The sequence below is a fragment of the Humidisolicoccus flavus genome (assembly GCF_045689595.1).
GTDB lineage: Bacteria > Actinomycetota > Actinomycetes > Actinomycetales > Microbacteriaceae > Humidisolicoccus > Humidisolicoccus flavus.
This window is the reverse complement of record NZ_CP142724.1, coordinates 1,917,756-1,934,596: the sequence shown is the minus strand read 5'-3', so window position 1 is coordinate 1,934,596 and position 16,841 is coordinate 1,917,756. Positions and strand designations below refer to the sequence as shown.

The following is a 16,841-nucleotide window of genomic DNA, read 5'->3' as shown; positions in this document are numbered from 1 at the left end:
TCGCGATCGAACCGCGAGGATGCAGTGCCTAGGGGCGAGGACCGGCGCCGCCCTCACGGGGCTCACCGTGTGCAGCTGACTGCTCCGCGCTCGCAGGCTGCCCCGACTCTTCCGCCCGCATCTCGATGTGCTCCGCGTGCAGCACTCGCTTTCGACGACCTACCGTGCGATCCAGAATGACCGCGATCAGTGCACCGACCGTGATCCCGGCGGTCACACCGACGAGCAGCATGTAGCCGATCAGTGGCCCGAGACCGAGCTCGGGAGGAGCGGGGCGCCACATCGCGAGCGAGAAGCCGATGACCGCACCAATGCCTCCGAAAAGCGTGATGAATCGGCCGAACTTCGGGGAGCGGCGGTAGACGACATCGACCTGCTCAACCGTCTCACGGTAGACGGGAGCGTGCTCAGTGTGCGCGGAGGCATCGGCTCCGAACACCGTCGCCTCAGGGGCCGTAGCCTCAGTGGCCGATGGCTCGCTAGAACCGTGCTCCTGCATACCGGGCTGGGAATCGTCGCGTGTGGCCATACGACTATTGTCGCGCACTTCGACAGCACCCGTGCGAGCACGCCGCTCAGCGGACACGGTCGCCGATACGAGCGCGAACGACCGCTTCGCTACTTGTAGAGCGAGCTGCTCTTCAGGGCACCGTGCACGAGCGAGTTGAGCGTGAGGCTCGTGCGTGACAGCGAGCCACCGCGGAGGCTCGACTGGGTCAGTGTTGAACCACTGTGCTTCCGTGAACGCTGCGCGTGCTCTCCACCGGTTTCGCGATCGAGGAGCGCATTGAACCGTTCCATGTCGGACTGCGTGGGCTGCACTCGCTGTGCCACGGGGGCCTGCTGGGCTCGTTGCGGCTGACGTTGCTGCGGAGCACGCTGAGGCTGGGGTTGACGCTGCTGCTGGCGAGGCTGGCCCTGCTGCTGCCACTGCGGCTGACCGTACTGACCAGCCTGCTGCTGGTTGCCGCCATAGGGATTGCCCTGCTGCGTCGAATACCCGGATGCAGCCATCTCGGCGGCGATCCGGTCACCCACGCGAGCGCGCAGTTGATCCATTCGAGAGCCGGAGGACTCCGAGTGCTGGCGAGTGTGACCGGCGTTGTTGTCACGGGCCTGCTGCGCGTTCTGGGCGATCTGACGTTGCTGGTCGCGCAGGTTCGACTGTGTGCGCTGCGTGCGAGCCTGCATGTCGGCGCGAGCCTGCTCGGCGCGACGGGCTGCTTCGGAGGTTGCCTGCTCCCGCATTTGCGAAATATTGCTGTGCGCCGCGGCACCGGCGCCCTTCGCCATGCGGAACACTGCACGGAAGAGCGCGCGAGCGATCACGAAGCCGAAGAACAACAGCAGCACTGGCACGATGAGCGCAGGAATCGCCTGGCCGAAGGCCGCTGAGATCATGCTCGAGCTACCCGAAGAGAAGGCACTCAGGAGGTACATGATCCACTGGAACACGGTGACCGCACTGCCGATTGCCACGATCGCTGCGATCACGCCAATGAGAAGGCTGACGATGATCCCGGCCGCGGGGGACTTCGGCGGGGTATTCGACGGTGAGCTCATAGCTCTAGCAAACCACTCGTTGCCAGCCTTGCGCTACCGATCACTACTGCGGATTCGATGTGAGTTGCTCGAGGAGTGCGTGGTAGCGCGATGAAACCTCGGTGACGAGCGACTCGGGCAGCGTCGGAGGTACTCCTTCGCCGTCCCAGTTCTCGCGGATCCAGTTCCTGACGATCTGCTTGTCGAAGGAGGAGCGCAGCTCGCCTCGTTGCCAATCGTCGAGGCTCCAATACCGCGAAGAGTCGCTCGTCAGGACTTCGTCTGCAAGCGTGAGCTGCCCCGTCGTGCGGTCGGCCCCGAACTCGAACTTCGTGTCGACGAGGATCAGTCGTGACTCGGCCGCACGTTGCGCGGCTCGGGTGAACAGTTCGATCGACTGGTCGCGGAGTCCGGCTGCGACCTCGGCGCCCACGAGTTCGACCACGCGCTCGAAGGTGATGTTCTCGTCGTGCTGTCCGAGCGGCGCCTTCCAAGCGGGAGTGAAGATCGGCTCAGGGAGCCGGTCGCCTTCGCTGAGCCCTTCGGGCAATACGACACCGCATACCGCGCCGGTGCGCTGGTATTCGCCGACAGCGCTCCCTGCGAGCCAGCCGCGAACGACACATTCGATCGGATACATGTCGAGCGTCTTTGCAAGCGTCGCGCGAGCACGGACTGCCTCGGGAATCGGCGCGTGGTGTGCGACCACCGCTCGCTGGTCGGGGACGTCGAGGTATTCGAGCCACCAGTTCGTGAGCGACGTCAGTGCCTCTCCTTTGCCGGGGATCGCCGGTTCGAGCGGTCGATCGAAGGCGCTCACGCGATCGCTCGCAACCATCAGCACGACTGGTGCGTCTTCGAGGGTCTGACCTTCTTCGACGTAGAGTTCCCGAACCTTGCCGGAGTAGACCCTGGTCCAGCCTGCAAGCGCAGTCATCGTGCCACCTTTTCAGCGATATCGCGTCGCACTCGCGCGCCCTCGAGGGAGATGGTGTCAACGCCAGCGTAGGCGCGCGTTCGAGCTTGCGCGAGCGAATCACCGACGCCGACGACGCTGATCACGCGGCCGCCCGTCGCAAGCAAGTGCGCACCGTCTGAGCCGAGCGCGGTTGCTGCGTGGAGAACGTGCACGCCTTCGAGCGCGTTCGCAGCCTTGATTCCCTCAATCGGCCGACCGGTGATCGGGGCCTCGGGGTATCCGTCGCTTGCGATCACCACGGTGACGGCTGCGATCTCACGCTTCTCGAGCGGTGGGAGCGAAGCGAGCGTTCCGGTTGCTGCTGCGAACAACACGGAGCTCAGCGGGGTCGCGAGCCGTTCAAGCACGACCTGCGTCTCGGGATCGCCGAAGCGAGCGTTGAACTCGATGACGCGGATGCCCTGCTCGGTCACGATGAGCCCGCAGTACAGGAGACCCACGAAGGGGGTGCCCTCGCGTGACATCGCCTGCACGGTTGGGAGAGCGACCGTGTCGATGACCTCTGCGACGAACTCGTCTTCGCTGCCGAAGCGCGCGTCGAGCCATGGCAGGGGCGTGTATGCACCCATGCCGCCGGTGTTCGGGCCTTCGTCGTTGTCGCGCAGTCGCTTGAAGTCTTGTGCGGGGCTGAGCGCGCGAACGCTCTCACCGTCACTGAACAGGAACAGCGAGACTTCTTCACCGTCGAGGAACTCTTCGACGAGCACGCTGCCGTGTTGCAGCCAGAACCGTGCATGCTCGATCGCCGCGTCACGATCGGGCGTCACGATGACGCCCTTCCCCGCTGCCAGGCCGTCGGCCTTCACGACCCAGGGGGCGGATTCGGCGTCGATCGCCGCAATCGCCTCGGCGATGGTTGTTGCTCGCGTCGCTCGACCGGTCGGTACGGCGGCGGCGTCCATAATCGCTTTCGCAAAGGCCTTCGAGCCTTCGAGGGCCGCTGCAGCTTGCGAAGGACCGAAGACCGGAACGCCGACCGCTCGAACTGCATCGGCGACGCCTGCGACGAGCGGGGCTTCCGGGCCGATCACGCAGAGATCGAACGACGAATCGCGCACATACTCGGCGACGACTTCTGGATCGTTCGCATCGAGGTGCATGACCTCGACATCCTCGGCGATACCCGCGTTTCCTGGAGCTGCAACGATTTCGTGCGCGGGATCCTCACGGCGCAGCGCAGTAATGATCGCGTGTTCACGGGCACCGGGTCCAAGCACAAGGATTCGCACACCCTCATGGTACGGCAGGGCGCATTGCCGACGGGCGCAAGTCAGAGCCTCGCTGTACGGTGGGCGCATGCCAAAACGGATCGCAGACCTCGTTGGGCTCGACGCAGTGCGCGAGGCCGCAAGCGGCGATCGCAACACGGTTGCGACCGCAGTCCGCTACACGCTGCAGTGTCTCAGCGATCGCGCCCCCGGAAAGAGCGTCGAGGTTCGGGTGCCACCCTTCGGCGCGGTCCAAGCGGTCGAAGGCCCGGGTCACACGCGCGGCACTCCGCCGAACGTGATCGAGACGGACGCGACGACTTGGCTCGCACTCGCAACCGGCGAGAGCACCTGGGCGGAGGCGTTCGCAAGCGGCAAGGTGCACGCCTCTGGAACACGGGCGGACGTCTCGCCGTGGCTCCCGCTCGTCCGCGTCGGAAAGACCTCGCAGTAAGTCACCGCAGATCGCGGCGACCGCCGCTCAGCCCGAAGCCTACGAGCGAACCGAAGCCCGCGAACGACGAGAAGCCCGCGAACGACGAGGAGCGCGCACGCGGTCGGAAGCAGCCGCGTCAAGCACGGTCTCAGACCGTTCCACTCCAGGTGTCGCAGGCTCCAGCGCCACCCTCGAATCCGTTCATCAGCCAGGTCTGCCGCTGCTCGCTCGAGCCGTGCGTCCAGCCATCCGGGTTCGCGTTCTGCCCCGTCGACTCTTGGATCGCGTCATCGCCGATGACCCGAGCGGCATCGAGCGCTTGCGCGAGTTCCTCCTCGGTCACTGGCTTCAACAGTGGCGTACCGCCGTCGTCCGGAGTCGTCGAGGCGCCCGCAATCCAGGCTCCCGCGTAACAATCAGCCTGGAGCTCGCTGCGCACGGCGCTCGACTGCGGCCCGGTATCGCTGTGATCGACATTGTCGAGCGTGCCGGTCAAGAACTGGATGTGGTGGCCCCATTCGTGCGCGAGGACGTACATCTCGGCGAGCGAGCCGCCCTGCGCCCCGAACTGGTTCTGCAGTTGCGCGAAGAACGCGGTATCGATGTAGATCACCTGATCGGCGGGGCAGTAGAACGGCCCGACCGCGCTCGAGGCGACACCACACGCCGTTGCAACATCTTCGTCGAAGAGCGTGACCGTCGGCGCGAGATACTGCCCGCCGCTGTTCTCGAATACGCGATTCCAGTACGCGTCGAGCGAGTCCGCACCGCCCGACATTCGACAGTCGACGTTTGCCGGCGCATTCGCGTCTGCGCCCGTGCACCCCGCGACGACCTCGTCGGACTGCGAAGATTCGTTCTGCGGTGCCGTGTTGACGAGACCGGTGAGATCGAAACCGGTGAGCTGGCTCACGACGAACAGCGCGACCGCGATCAGCGCGCCACCACCGCCGATCGCTGCGCCCGTGGTCCGACGGCGCCTGCGAACGGTCGTCGTGTTGATCTCAGAACCCTCGTTGAACGTCACGAGAGCAAAGGTACGCCACCCGCGACGAAGAGCACAGCGCCGCGGTCGCTCAGGCGTCGACGACGTTCACATCGATCGAGTACTTGTTTCCTTCAACCGATGTCACCGTGATCGTCGCGATCCCCTTCGCTCCGGTCTTCGCCTCGATGAGGTCGCACTCCAGCGTCGTTCCAGCGAAGATCTCGATCTGCGACTCGTCGTTGCAGACCACCGTGGGCCGGGCGCCGTATTCAGGCTCGAGCGCATCTGCTGCGAGCGCGGCGAGTTCGTAGGGGTACACGGACACCGACTCTCCACCCGCCGCCTCAGAGGACGGCGCCGGCTCCTGAGTTTCCGTCGGCGTCGCACTCGGCTCGCTCGCTCCGCCGACTCCACCGTCCCAGCCGGGCACCTCGACGTTGATGTTGTAGCTCGTGCCCTGCACGTTACTGATGGTGATGAGCGCGTCGTATTCGGCACCCTCGAAGGTGAGGCCACACTCGACGACAGCACCGTCGACCAGATCGATCTGGTCGTTACCGCAGTCGAGTGCGGGCGTCGTGCCGTACTCAGCCTCGAGTGCGTCGAACGCCTGCTGCTCGAGCGTCTCAGGTGAAACGGTCAAATTCGCAGAGAAGTTGCATGCGGCGAGCAGCATCGTGGCTGCTCCGATCAGGGCGAGAGATGCGAAACGACGAGGCATGAGTTCCTTTTTCGGCAAGAGCGATGCGATTCCTATGAGCCTATTTTCAGTGCACTGCATGTTTCCTGTGGGTTGCCGTGCGCCCGCTTATTCCTCCAACAGCTCCGTCTAGAGCTCGCAAGCACCACCCGGGTTCCAAATGGCCCTGCCGAGGCCTCGCTCCGGCATCCCGATGACAGTAGAATCAGAACATCCACCGCCGTTATGCAGGAGATCACCATGCCTCGAATCGTTGTAGACGTCATGCCGAAGTCTGAAATTCTCGACCCGCAAGGCAAGGCGGTCGCCGGGGCGCTCCTGCGCACGGGTCACTCCTCCATCGCCGGTGTTCGAATCGGCAAGCGCTTCGAACTCGAAATCAACGGCGAAGTCACCGACGCCGTGCTCGCCGAAGTTCGCGAGATCGCAGAAGAGACGCTCGCAAACACGGTCATCGAAGAGGTCGTCTCGGTCCGCGTTGCAGAAGAGGTCGCAGCGTGAGAGTCGGAGTCGTCACCTTCCCAGGGACCCTCGATGACCGCGATGCCGCACGTGCGGTGACGCTCGCGGGCATGGAGCCACAGCCGCTCTGGCACGGCGACCACGATCTGCAGGGCGTCGACGCCGTCATCCTTCCCGGCGGATTCTCCTACGGCGACTACCTGCGGTGTGGTGCAATCGCTGCGATCTCTCCGATCATGACGGAGGTGGTCGCTGCTGCCAACGCCGGCGTCCCCGTCCTCGGAATCTGCAATGGCTTCCAAATGCTCACCGAAACCCGCCTTCTGCCGGGTGGACTGCTCCGGAACGCGAACAGCCGCTTCGTCTGCCGCGACCAGAAGCTCACGGTCGAAAACGCAGAGACCTCGTGGACCCGGGGCTTCTCCGCTGGCCAGGAAATCCTGATCCCCCTGAAGAACGCCGAGGGTCGTTTTGTTGCTCCCGCGGCCGAACTCGAACGGATCGAAGGCGAAGGCCTCGTGGCCTTCCGATACGCCGGCGGCAACCCGAACGGTTCACAGAACGACATCGCGGGGCTCACGAACGCCAAGGGCAACGTCGTTGGACTCATGCCCCACCCTGAGCACGCCGTCGAACTCGGCTTCGGCCCTGACACGGACACCCGGATGCGTTCCGGCCGTGACGGTCTCACGCTCATCGCGAGCGTGCTGGAGTCGGTGCTCGCCTAACCCCCGCCGGGCTTCTCAGGGCGCTGACTCCGCATCGAGCACGGGCTCGAGCAGCAGATGAAGCACCGAACGAATACACTGAGAACGCCCGCTTTTCCGCCGGTATCCCCCGCTATTTTCAGGAGCACGAGTGACGAGCACTCCGAAGCGCCAGCACATCGCAGACACCGTTGAAAACGCGCTGCAAACCCCTGAGAAAGAGCAGCCGTACGCGGCGCTCGGCCTCAAGACGGACGAATACGAGCGCATTCGCGAGATCCTCGGACGCCGCCCCACCAGCGGCGAGCTCGCGATGTACTCGGTCATGTGGAGTGAGCACTGCTCCTACAAGTCGAGCAAGAAGTACCTCCGTGCGTTCGGCCAGAAGGTCACGCCGGAGATGAAGACGAACCTCATGGTCGGCATGGGAGAAAACGCGGGAGTCCTCGATGTCGGTGAGGGCTGGGCCGTCACCTTCAAGATCGAGAGCCACAACCACCCCTCGTTCGTCGAGCCCTTCCAGGGCGCCGCAACGGGCGTCGGCGGAATCGTCCGCGACATCATCTCCATGGGAGCCCGGCCCGTCGCGGTCATGGACGCACTCCGTTTTGGCGCCATCGACCACCCTGACACTGCTCGCGTCGTGCACGGCGTCGTCGGCGGGATCTCGTTCTACGGCAACTGCCTCGGCCTCCCGAACATCGGTGGCGAGACGATTTTCGACCCGGTGTACCAGGGCAACCCGCTCGTCAATGCCCTCGCAGTTGGCGTCCTTCGCCATGAAGACCTCCACCTCGCGAACGCTCGTGGCGTCGGCAACAAGGTCGTGTTGTTCGGGGCCCGGACCGGCGGCGACGGGATCGGCGGCGCATCGATCCTCGCCTCCGACTCATTCGACGATGGTGGCCCGACGAAGCGCCCAGCGGTGCAGGTCGGCGACCCCTTCGCCGAGAAAGTCCTCATCGAATGCTGCCTCGAACTGTTCAAGGCCGGCCTCGTCGAGGGCATCCAGGACCTGGGTGCCGCAGGAATCTCCTGCGCGACCAGCGAACTCGCATCGAACGGCGACGGCGGCATGCAGGTCGAGCTCGATCACGTGCTCTTGCGCGACCCGACCCTGACTGCTGAAGAGATCCTCATGTCGGAGAGCCAGGAGCGCATGATGGCGGTCGTCTCTCCCGAAAAGCTGGAGGGGTTCCTGGCAGTGACCTCGAAGTGGGACGTCGAGACCAGCGTGCTCGGCGAAGTGACCGACACCGGTCGCCTCATCATCACGCACGGTGGCGAGACCATCGTCGACGTCGACCCGCGAACCGTCGCGATCGACTCCCCCGTCTACGACCGGCCGGTCAAGCGCCCCGATTGGATCGATGCGCTCAACGCAGACACGACCGCCTCGCTGCCCCGCGCGAACGCTGCAGGTCTTCGCGCTGAGATCTTGGCACTCGCCGGAAGCGCGAATCTTGCGGACACGTCCTGGATCACCGATCAGTACGACAGGTACGTGCTCGGAAACACCGCGCTCGCAATGCCGGACGACGCAGGAATGGTTCGGATCGACGAATCCAGCGGCCTCGGCTTCGCGGTCTCGGTCGATGCGAACGGTCGCTACTGCCAGCTCGACCCGCGTGAAGGCGCGAAAGCTGCACTCGCAGAGTCGTACCGAAACGTTGCCGCGACCGGCGCGGTTCCACTCGGTGTGAGCGACTGCCTCAACTTCGGGAGCCCGGAGAACCCTGAGGTCATGTGGCAGTTCAGCGAAGCAGTGGACGGCCTGGCTGACGGCTGCGTCGAACTCGGTATTCCCGTCACCGGCGGCAACGTCTCGTTCTACAACCAGACCGGCGACGTCCAGATCCACCCGACACCAGTGGTCGGCGTGCTCGGCGTGCTCGATGACGTCGGGCGCCGCATCCCCTCCGGATGGCAGGACGATGGCCACAACCTGTACCTCCTCGGTACTACCGCCGAAGAACTCGACGGTTCTGCCTGGGCCGGCGCAGTGCACGGTCACCTCGGGGGCGTACCACCACAGGTCGATCTCGCGGCGGAGAAGTCGCTCGCCGGGCTCATGCACGGTGTCGCACTCGAAGGCCTTGCAAGTGCTGCGCACGACCTGTCTGAGGGCGGCCTCGTCATGACGCTCATCGAGGGCGCAATGCGCTTCGGCGTCGGAGCCCGCGTGTGGCTCGACGGCCTGATTTCTCGCGACGGCATTTCGCAGACCGCTGCGCTCTTCTCCGAATCCGGCGCGCGCATGCTCGTTGCCGTGCCGCGTGAAGACGACGTCCGGTTCTCCGCGATGTGCGATGTCCGCGGGGTGCCGAACCTTCGGATCGGCGTCACGGACGCGACCAGCGGAGCGCTGGAAATTCAGGACGTCTGCACCATCGGTCTTGACGAACTGCGCGAGGTGCACTCTGCGCCGATTCGCGAGCGCTTCGAATAAGCATTCATTCGGCTGGGGTCCACGAAACACACAGGTTCGAGGGCGGGTGCGTCGATAGTGTCGAGGGAAATGGAGCTCCTCCAGTCCCGATGAAAGGCATCATCACTCATGCGTACCCGCACTCGAACTTTGACACTCTCGGCGACCGCGGTCGCGGCGCTTCTCACGCTCTCAGCGTGCGTCAGCCCGCCAGAAGAGGCTGCAGAAGCGCCAGACACCCAGTCCCCATCGGCTGAGCCGACAACGGCCGAAACGCCATCGCCGAGCGAAAGCGACGACGACTCCGACACCGACTCTGAAGAGAGCGAAGCACCGGCAGCAACCGGCGGCCAGCCTTCATGGGCCGACCCGGTGACGACTCCCGGCGAAATGCTGACCACCATTGAGGTTGGCGACGTGACGATCGACGTCTACCAGGTCGGTGTCGTCGCATCACCGAAGACCGGCAACTTCGTGAACCCGGACGACAACAAGCCGATCATTGACGTCGGTGACGACATCGTGTTCGTGAACTACATCATCACGAACGAGGGCGACCCGATCGACCTGGGCGCCTCCCTCGTCACTGTGAACGCTGAGTACGACGACTGGCCCTACCTGCAGGGCATGGACTCGATCACCGACTTCGATCTGTTCGAGGAAATGGAAGTCAACCGCTTCGGCGCGACCGAGTTCCTGGAGCCTGGCGTGTACACCTTCGGCACGGGCGACTCGTTCTCCTACGGAGCGAACTTCCGTTACCAGGAGAACTCGCCGATCGAGTTCAGCGCTCGCTTCACGCCAGTCGACGCGGAGGGTGAACTCATCCACGACGACCGCATCGAAGCCGACTCGGAATCGGTCATCAAGTAACGTCACGCATCTGTCGGACGACAGAAAGAAGGCCGGTGTTCCTGCAGTCGCAGGGCCACCGGCCTTCTTCGTGTGCGCTCAGTCTTGCCGCGGAATCGTCGCGGTGGCGATTCGTTCGTGGTGGTGGATCACTTCGGCAATGATGAAGTTCAAGAACTTCTCGGCGAACGCGGGATCGAGCCCCGACTCTTCGGCGATCTGCTTCATCCGGGTGATCTGACGAGCCTCGCGATCGGGATCTGAAGCCGACATCGCGTGCTCCGCCTTGAGCGCGCCGACGGCCTGCGTGAGCTTGAAGCGCTCCGCGAGGGTGTGCACCAGGACTGAGTCGAGGTTGTCGATACTCCGCCGGTGCGATTCGAGTTCTTCGAGAGGGTCATTCGCCATGGTTCGAGCGTAGTTGCTCTGCGTCAGTTTTTTGGCGCGAGCAGGGCGTCGACACGTGATTTCAGCTGCGCCTCGATCGCGGGCCATTCCTCGCGAAGGATCGAGAAGATCGCCGTATCACGCCAGGTTCCATCGGCTCGTTGCTGCTCTCGTCTGGCGATACCTTCGAACGTTGCACCGAGCTTCGCGATCGCAGCGCGAGATCGAGCGTTCCGCGCGTCCGCTTGGATCTTGACCCGTCCGAACCCGTGATCGAACGCGAGCTGGAGCATGAGCAGCTTCGTCTCGGGGTTCACGGACGTTCCCCAGACGCGCGGCGCGTAGGCGGTCCAGCCGAGGTGCAGCGACTCACGAGCCAGATCGATGCCCCCGAACGACGTCGTGCCGATGAGGACCCCGTCGTCTGCTCCCCCGACCCCTCGGACCGCGAGCGGGAGTCCAGCGGCGAACGGGTAGAGGCGTTGCATGAAGCGTTGCCAGCCCTCCGGCGACTGGTCGAGCCCCGCCGGTCCGCCGCCGTATCCGCCGGCGAAGACTTCGGGGACCGCGATTGCCGCACGCAACTCCGCAGCATGGTCGAGCGTGAGGGGTTCTACACGGACGCTTCGACCCGTGATCGACGTGAGTGTTGGTGTGCGAGCAACCATGTGTTGAGCCTGCCAAATCTTGTGTTGTGAGCGAGAGAACCGGAGGGCGCGTCTGCCTTGCGCCCGGCTTAGACCAGCGGAACGACCGGGCGCTTCAAGAGACTCGGTCGTTTGACTGTAGAGACCGCGAGCCCGATCACCATGATCGCGCCTCCGATGAGTTCACCGAGCAGTGGGACCTCCGACTGGAACACCCATGCCGCGAGAATCCCGATGACCGGCACGAGCAAGGCGAACGGAACGACCTTCGCGGATTCATACCGCGAGAGCAGGCTGTTCCAGATGCCATAGCCGAGCAGTGAGGCGCACACGGCGGTGTACACGGTACTGAGTATCGCGGTGAGCGAGAGGCTCGTCACTGACGCCCAGATCGCGGGAGCGCCATCGAGCATGATCGCGAACAACAGCGCGGGCACGGGAACGATGAGCGCTGACCAGACCACGAGCGACAGGCCCGAGACCCCTTTTGCGGAGCGCCCGATCACATTTCCGATGGCCCAAGAGAGTGCCGCTGCGATCGTCAGGAGGAGCGGCACCCACGGCGCGGTCGTTCCGTGCGAAACGACGACGATCGCGAGTCCGACAACGCCGACGAGGATTCCAATGCCCTGCTGTCTCGTGGGCCGTTCGCGGAGCACGAGCGCCGCCACGACGACGGTCAAAATAATCTGCGCCTGCAGGACGAGCGAGGCGAGACCCGCCGGCATGCCGAATTCGAGTGCGAAGTACAAGAGCGAGAACTGTCCGAGACTCATGAAGACGCCGATCCCGAGCACGGTGCGCAGCGGCGCCTTCGGGCGAGGCACGAAGAACACCGCCGGGAGCGCGACGAGCAGGAACCTGAGCGCGAGGAGCAGCATCGGCGGGACGTCGGAGAGACCAGCATCGATGACCACGAAATTCAGACCCCACAGCACGACGACGAGCAGCGCAAGCGCAGTGTGTTTGGGAGCCATGCTCTCTTTGTACACCGCGCGAGAGCAAACGATCGCATCCACTTCGATGTCCGTGGACCGGGCATGAGAAAGCCCCCGGCCACTGCAGCGGCCGGGGGCTTTGTCGAGAGCGCTTATTCGACGATGTTGATGGTCACATCGACATTGCCGCGCGTCGCGTGCGAGTACGGGCAGATGTCTTCGTGAGCGACCTTTGCAACCTGCTCAGCGTCTTCCTTCGAGAGGTTCGGGGCGTGCACATCGTGCGTCACCTCGATCTCGAATCCGCCGGCTTCGCGCTTGCCGAGGTTCACCGTCGTGGAGACCTGAGCTTCTTTCGTGTCCTTCTCGAGCTGCTTTCCAGCTGCGTGGAATGCACCGAGGAAGCACGCGGAGTAGCCGAGTGCGAAGAGCTGCTCAGGGTTCGCGCCTTCACCAGAGCCACCGAGCTCCTTTGGTGGACGAGTGTTGAACTCGAGGGTGTCGTCGTCGAGGCGAACCTGGCCGTCGCGGCCTCCGCCTGATGCGTGGGCAAGTGTTGAATACAGAGCTTCCATACGCTTATGCAAGCACACCCGAGGCCCCGTGGCTAGCGACATTAGCCGCAAGCGAACAGACTTGTGGATTGTGCTTCCCTCGCGTCGGTGGTGCGGCCTACGCTCCCAACATGAGACGCCACGAAACCGCAGTATCGACGCCACCGCAGGCACCGCAACCGAGCCAAATGCACGAGCAGAGCCGCCACGGGATCGTCCCGCCGTACTTGCTCGCACGAATCGCCCAAATCGAATCACCACGATTACAGGGTGCCGCGACCGCTGCGCGAGCGACGCTCCTGCTCGATGCGCCGCTGCGCTCGAATGGTCGAACCCGGGTCACGCTCAGCATCGACGGCGACGCACTTATTGCGGAGCTCGGCCCTGGGGTGCAACGAACGGTCAGCGATGCCGAGAACGGCGAGCGTCTTCCTGGCGTGGTGGTTCGCACGGAGGGTCAGCCGCCCGTGGCCGACACGGCAGTTAACGAGGTGTACAGCGGGCTCGGGGCGAGCTTCGAGTTCTTCCTCGAAGCGCTCGGTCGTCTCGGCATTACCGATCGAGACGGAAACCTCCGCGCGAGCGTGCACTTCGGCGACCGGTACGACAACGCGTTCTGGGACGGCCAGCAAATGGTCTTCGGCGACGGAGACGGCGAAATCTTCGCCGGATTCACGCAGTCGCTGAGCGTGCTTGCCCATGAACTCGCACACGGCGTGATCGAGCACACGGCCGGTCTTAAGTACCAAGGGCAGTCGGGCGCGTTGAACGAATCGTGCGCAGACGTGTTTGGTGCACTCGCAGAACAATTCGAGCGTCAGCAGACGGCCGCGGAGGCCTCCTGGCTGATCGGTGAAGGACTGTTCACCGAGGCTGTGCAAGGCGTCGCGCTGCGATCACTGCGCGCCCCCGGACGGCCTACGACGACGACATGCTCGGGCAAGACCCGCAGCCCGGCCACATGGACGACTACGTCGAGACCAGCGAAGACAACGGTGGAGTGCACATCAACTCGGGCATCCCGAACCGAGCGTTTTATGAGTTCGCCGTTGCTCTCGGCGGCTTCGCGTGGGAGCGCGCCGGAACGGTTTGGTATGCGACGCTCCTCAGCGGGATCGCCCCGGACCTCGACTTCGCGGCATTTGCATCCGCGACGATCGCGGTCGCGAGCGAGGAGTACGGTGAATCATCGGCAGAAGTGCAAGCCTTGCGTGCAGCATGGGAGCAGGTCGGAGTCGCCGAGTCAGCACCAGAGCCCTCGCGAGCCTCGTAGCGCTCGTGCCGCACGGGTCGAATTCGCGTTCGGGCCGGGTTCGCATCCGGGCCGAGGTTGTATTCAGACAGAGGAGTTGTGATGGCAGACACCACGATTCGCATCGAGGTCGTGCGCTCCGGTGGAATCGCGGGAATCCGACGGACCTGGAACGCAAGTCCACCCCCTGCCGCCGCGGAGCAATGGAGTCGGCTCATCGACTCCTGCCCTTGGGAATCAGCACCCGACGACACCAGCAGTCGCGACCGGTATGTGTGGCTGATCTCGGCAGTGATCGCCGACACCGTTCGTGAGGCCGCGGTCCCCGAGCGGCACCTCACCGGCCCGTGGCGAACCCTCGTCGAACAGGTCCGCAAAGCCGCTGACGCAGGAAGCACCATGGACAGCGCCGCGAACGGAACCGCTCAACGACAATCACCCCCGCCCACCGCATCCGAGGATGCAGCGAGCGAGGGTGATTCGAGCGCGCCTGATTCGGGCGCGGATTCGCGCTAGTTGATGAGGTCGTGGCGCACAACGATCGCGTCGCGGCCAGGGCCGACACCGATCGCAGAGATCCGCGAGCCGGACATCTGTTCCAGCGCGAGCACGTAGTCCTGCGCGTTCTTCGGGAGGTCCTCGAAGGATCGCGCTCCCGTGATGTCCTCTGACCACCCTGGGAAGTATTCGTACACCGGGGTCGCGTGATGGAAGTCAGACTGCGAAACCGGCATCTCGTCGTGACGGACCCCGTCGACCTCGTATGCGACGCAGACCGGAATCTGTTCGATTCCCGTGAGCACGTCGAGCTTTGTCAGCACGAAATCGGTCACACCATTGATGCGGGTCGTGTAGCGAGCGATGACCGCGTCGTACCAACCGCAGCGGCGCGGACGCCCCGTCGTGGTACCGAATTCGAAGCCGTTCTTGCGGAGGAACTCGCCCCACTCGTCTTCGAGTTCGGTCGGGAACGGGCCGGCACCGACTCGCGTCGTGTAGGCCTTGATGACCGCGATGATGCGGTCCAAACGGTTCGGCGCGACACCAGAACCCGTGACCGCACCGCCGGACGTCGCCGACGACGACGTCACAAAGGGGTAGGTGCCGTGGTCGATGTCGAGCATGGTCGCCTGACCTGCTTCGAACACGACAGTCTCACCCTTGTCGAGCGCGCGACCGAGCGTCAGCGACGTGTCGTCGACCATCGGGCGAAGACGTTCGACGTAGGAGGTGAGGTCTTCGAAGATTTCGTCTGCGGTGATCGCGCGGCGGTTGTACACCTTCGCGAGCAGGTGGTTTTTCGCCTGCAGAGCACCCTCGATCTTCTGGCGCAAAATGCTCTCGTCGAAGAGGTCCTGGATCCGGATACCGACGCGGTTGATCTTGTCAGCGTAGGAGGGGCCGATCCCGCGACCGGTCGTACCGATCGAGCGCTTGCCGAGGAATCGCTCCGTGACGCGGTCGAGCGTGCGGTGATACGCCGTGATGACGTGGGCGTTCGCACTCACCTTGAGCTTCGACGTGTCGATGCCACGTGCTTCGAGTGCGTCGATCTCTTCGAAGAGCACCTCGAGGTCGATGACGACGCCGTTTCCGATGACAGGCGTGACGCCCGGCGTCAGGATGCCAGAAGGCAGCAGGTGCAGGGCGTACTTTTCGTTACCGATCACGACCGTGTGACCGGCGTTGTTTCCGCCGTTGAATTTCACGACAACGTCTGTTCGACTTGCGAGCAGATCGGTTGCTTTTCCTTTACCCTCGTCGCCCCATTGGGCGCCGATGATCACGATTCCAGGCACGGGTTTCCCTCCGTTGGCCGGTGATTACACCCCATCCTATCGAGCATCGCTGGATTCGCCCTGTGGAGACCCTGCCGTGACTCGGTGTGACGTGGATGGATCACATTCTGTGGAGACGAACCCACTCGTACATGACGATCGCCGCGGCAGCCGCAGCATTCATGGACCGGGTTGAACCGAACTGCTCGATCTCGACGAGCATCGAACTCGCTGCTCGCGCCTCGAGGCTCAGCCCGGGGCCTTCCTGCCCGAAGACGAAAACGCAACGTTTTGGGATCTCGACGGTCCCGAGCCGTGACGCTCCGTCGGTGTTGTCGATCGCGACGATCGTGAGGGACTGCTCCTCGCACCAGGCCTGGAACGCCTCGATCGTTTCGTGGTGCACGACGTGCTGGTAACGATCGGTGACCATCGCTCCCCGACGATTCCATCGACGCTTGCCGATGATGTGCACGGTGTCGGCCAGGAACGCGTTCGCGGTTCGAACGATCGACCCGATATTGAGGTCGTGCTGCCAGTTTTCGATGGCGACGTGGAAGTCACTGCGTTGCGTGTCGAGATCTGCGACGATCGCGTCCATTCGCCAATATCGGTAGCGGTCGACGACGTTTCGGGTGTCCCCGTGCTCGAGGAGTTCGGGATCGAAGTGCGCCTCGGTGGGCCACTCGCCCTGCCACGGGCCAACACCGTGGGATGGAGCTTCGTCTGTCGCGTGCAACGCTTCCCTTTCGACGCTCCATCCTACGGTCGCTGACCGATGGTCGGTTCCGACTCCTCGCTGCCTTAGCCCTCGCGGTGCTGTCCGCGACGACGGACGATCACGAGGCCCGCTCCGACCAGCAGGAGCATCGCAGCGAGCATGAGCGCACCGCCTGCGAGATCTGCTCCGGTCGTCGGCAAACCAGGCTGCTCAGCGTCAGATCCTGGCGTGCTCGGCGCAGGTGAACCAGGAGCGGATTCAC

At 64.2% G+C, this 16,841-nt stretch carries 18 protein-coding genes and 1 pseudogene; 7 read left to right on the top strand and 12 right to left on the bottom strand.

All coding sequences use genetic code 11. The features are described from left to right. Positions 1-28 precede the first annotated feature (28 nt). The 4 genes from U2H20_RS09270 to purD form a co-directional block, all read right to left on the bottom strand. Positions 29-529 carry a hypothetical protein gene (locus U2H20_RS09270; protein ID WP_430592003.1) on the bottom strand — a complete coding sequence of 167 codons (501 nt, stop codon included), beginning with the start codon at positions 527-529 and terminating at the stop codon, positions 29-31. 89 nt (positions 530-618) lie between these two features. Next, on the bottom strand, positions 619-1,563 hold the full coding sequence (locus tag U2H20_RS09265) for a hypothetical protein (protein ID WP_430592002.1): 945 nt from the start codon (positions 1,561-1,563) through the stop codon (positions 619-621). Positions 1,564-1,606: 43 nt separating this feature from the next. Further along, entirely contained in the window at positions 1,607-2,479 is an 873-nt protein-coding gene (locus U2H20_RS09260; protein ID WP_430592001.1) for a phosphoribosylaminoimidazolesuccinocarboxamide synthase, read from the bottom strand. Further along, entirely contained in the window at positions 2,476-3,750 is a 1,275-nt protein-coding gene (gene purD / locus U2H20_RS09255; protein ID WP_430592000.1) for a phosphoribosylamine--glycine ligase, read from the bottom strand. Before purD ends, U2H20_RS09260 begins: the two co-directional genes overlap by 4 nt. 67 nt (positions 3,751-3,817) lie before the next feature. Here purD and U2H20_RS09250 point away from each other — a divergent pair, with 67 nt between their 5' ends. Next, positions 3,818-4,183, top strand: a complete 366-nt coding sequence (locus tag U2H20_RS09250) for a sterol carrier family protein (protein WP_430591999.1) — start codon at positions 3,818-3,820, stop codon at positions 4,181-4,183. 130 nt (positions 4,184-4,313) lie between these two features. Here U2H20_RS09250 and ypfJ read toward each other — a convergent pair whose 3' ends face one another. Further along, complete coding sequence (gene ypfJ, locus U2H20_RS09245) at positions 4,314-5,192, bottom strand: KPN_02809 family neutral zinc metallopeptidase (RefSeq protein WP_430591998.1); 879 nt, start codon at positions 5,190-5,192, stop codon at positions 4,314-4,316. Between the two features lie 49 nt (positions 5,193-5,241). After that, on the bottom strand, positions 5,242-5,874 hold the full coding sequence (locus tag U2H20_RS09240) for a DUF4333 domain-containing protein (RefSeq protein WP_430591997.1): 633 nt from the start codon (positions 5,872-5,874) through the stop codon (positions 5,242-5,244). A 219-nt stretch (positions 5,875-6,093) separates the two neighbouring features. On the opposite strand from U2H20_RS09240, the gene purS reads away from it, so the two are divergent. The 4 genes from purS to U2H20_RS09220 all read left to right on the top strand — a co-directional run bounded on the left by purS (position 6,094) and on the right by U2H20_RS09220 (position 10,323). Next, positions 6,094-6,354 (top strand): phosphoribosylformylglycinamidine synthase subunit PurS, encoded by a 261-nt coding sequence (purS, locus tag U2H20_RS09235; protein ID WP_430591996.1) that lies wholly within the window; start codon positions 6,094-6,096, stop codon positions 6,352-6,354. Continuing rightward, the gene (gene purQ, locus U2H20_RS09230; RefSeq protein ID WP_430591995.1) at positions 6,351-7,043 is read left to right on the top strand and encodes a phosphoribosylformylglycinamidine synthase subunit PurQ; all 693 of its coding nucleotides are present in this window, start codon (positions 6,351-6,353) and stop codon (positions 7,041-7,043) included. Before purS ends, purQ begins: the two co-directional genes overlap by 4 nt. A 130-nt stretch (positions 7,044-7,173) precedes the next feature. Beyond that, positions 7,174-9,471: a phosphoribosylformylglycinamidine synthase subunit PurL gene (gene purL / locus U2H20_RS09225; protein ID WP_430591994.1), complete on the top strand. Its 2,298-nt coding sequence runs from the start codon at positions 7,174-7,176 to the stop codon at positions 9,469-9,471. Positions 9,472-9,579: 108 nt separating this feature from the next. Beyond that, complete coding sequence (locus tag U2H20_RS09220) at positions 9,580-10,323, top strand: hypothetical protein (RefSeq protein ID WP_430591993.1); 744 nt, start codon at positions 9,580-9,582, stop codon at positions 10,321-10,323. A 78-nt stretch (positions 10,324-10,401) separates the two neighbouring features. Here U2H20_RS09220 and U2H20_RS09215 read toward each other — a convergent pair whose 3' ends face one another. The 4 genes from U2H20_RS09215 to U2H20_RS09200 form a co-directional block, all read right to left on the bottom strand. Beyond that, a complete protein-coding gene (locus U2H20_RS09215; RefSeq protein WP_430591992.1) occupies positions 10,402-10,710 on the bottom strand; it encodes a chorismate mutase in 309 nt (102 codons plus the stop codon). 23 nt (positions 10,711-10,733) lie between these two features. Then, on the bottom strand, positions 10,734-11,357 hold the full coding sequence (locus U2H20_RS09210; RefSeq protein WP_430591991.1) for a GNAT family N-acetyltransferase: 624 nt from the start codon (positions 11,355-11,357) through the stop codon (positions 10,734-10,736). A gap of 68 nt (positions 11,358-11,425) precedes the next feature. Then, a complete protein-coding gene (locus U2H20_RS09205) occupies positions 11,426-12,313 on the bottom strand; it encodes an EamA family transporter (RefSeq protein ID WP_430591990.1) in 888 nt (295 codons plus the stop codon). Positions 12,314-12,426: 113 nt separating this feature from the next. Further along, complete coding sequence (locus U2H20_RS09200) at positions 12,427-12,849, bottom strand: organic hydroperoxide resistance protein (protein ID WP_430591989.1); 423 nt, start codon at positions 12,847-12,849, stop codon at positions 12,427-12,429. Between U2H20_RS09200 and U2H20_RS09195 the strand changes: the two are divergent. Both U2H20_RS09195 and U2H20_RS09190 read left to right on the top strand, forming a co-directional pair. Next, positions 12,816-14,101 (top strand): annotated as a pseudogene (locus U2H20_RS09195) (M4 family metallopeptidase). The gene U2H20_RS09200 and the pseudogene U2H20_RS09195 sit on opposite strands and share 34 nt — an antisense overlap. 81 nt (positions 14,102-14,182) lie before the next feature. Further along, positions 14,183-14,596 carry a protealysin inhibitor emfourin gene (locus U2H20_RS09190; protein WP_430591988.1) on the top strand — a complete coding sequence of 138 codons (414 nt, stop codon included), beginning with the start codon at positions 14,183-14,185 and terminating at the stop codon, positions 14,594-14,596. Here U2H20_RS09190 and U2H20_RS09185 read toward each other — a convergent pair. Then, the gene (locus U2H20_RS09185) at positions 14,593-15,879 is read right to left on the bottom strand and encodes an adenylosuccinate synthase (protein ID WP_430591987.1); all 1,287 of its coding nucleotides are present in this window, start codon (positions 15,877-15,879) and stop codon (positions 14,593-14,595) included. The two genes, U2H20_RS09190 and U2H20_RS09185, sit on opposite strands and share 4 nt — an antisense overlap. A 100-nt stretch (positions 15,880-15,979) precedes the next feature. Next, on the bottom strand, positions 15,980-16,597 hold the full coding sequence (locus U2H20_RS09180; RefSeq protein WP_430591986.1) for a TrmH family RNA methyltransferase: 618 nt from the start codon (positions 16,595-16,597) through the stop codon (positions 15,980-15,982). Positions 16,598-16,841: the final 244 nt, after the last annotated feature.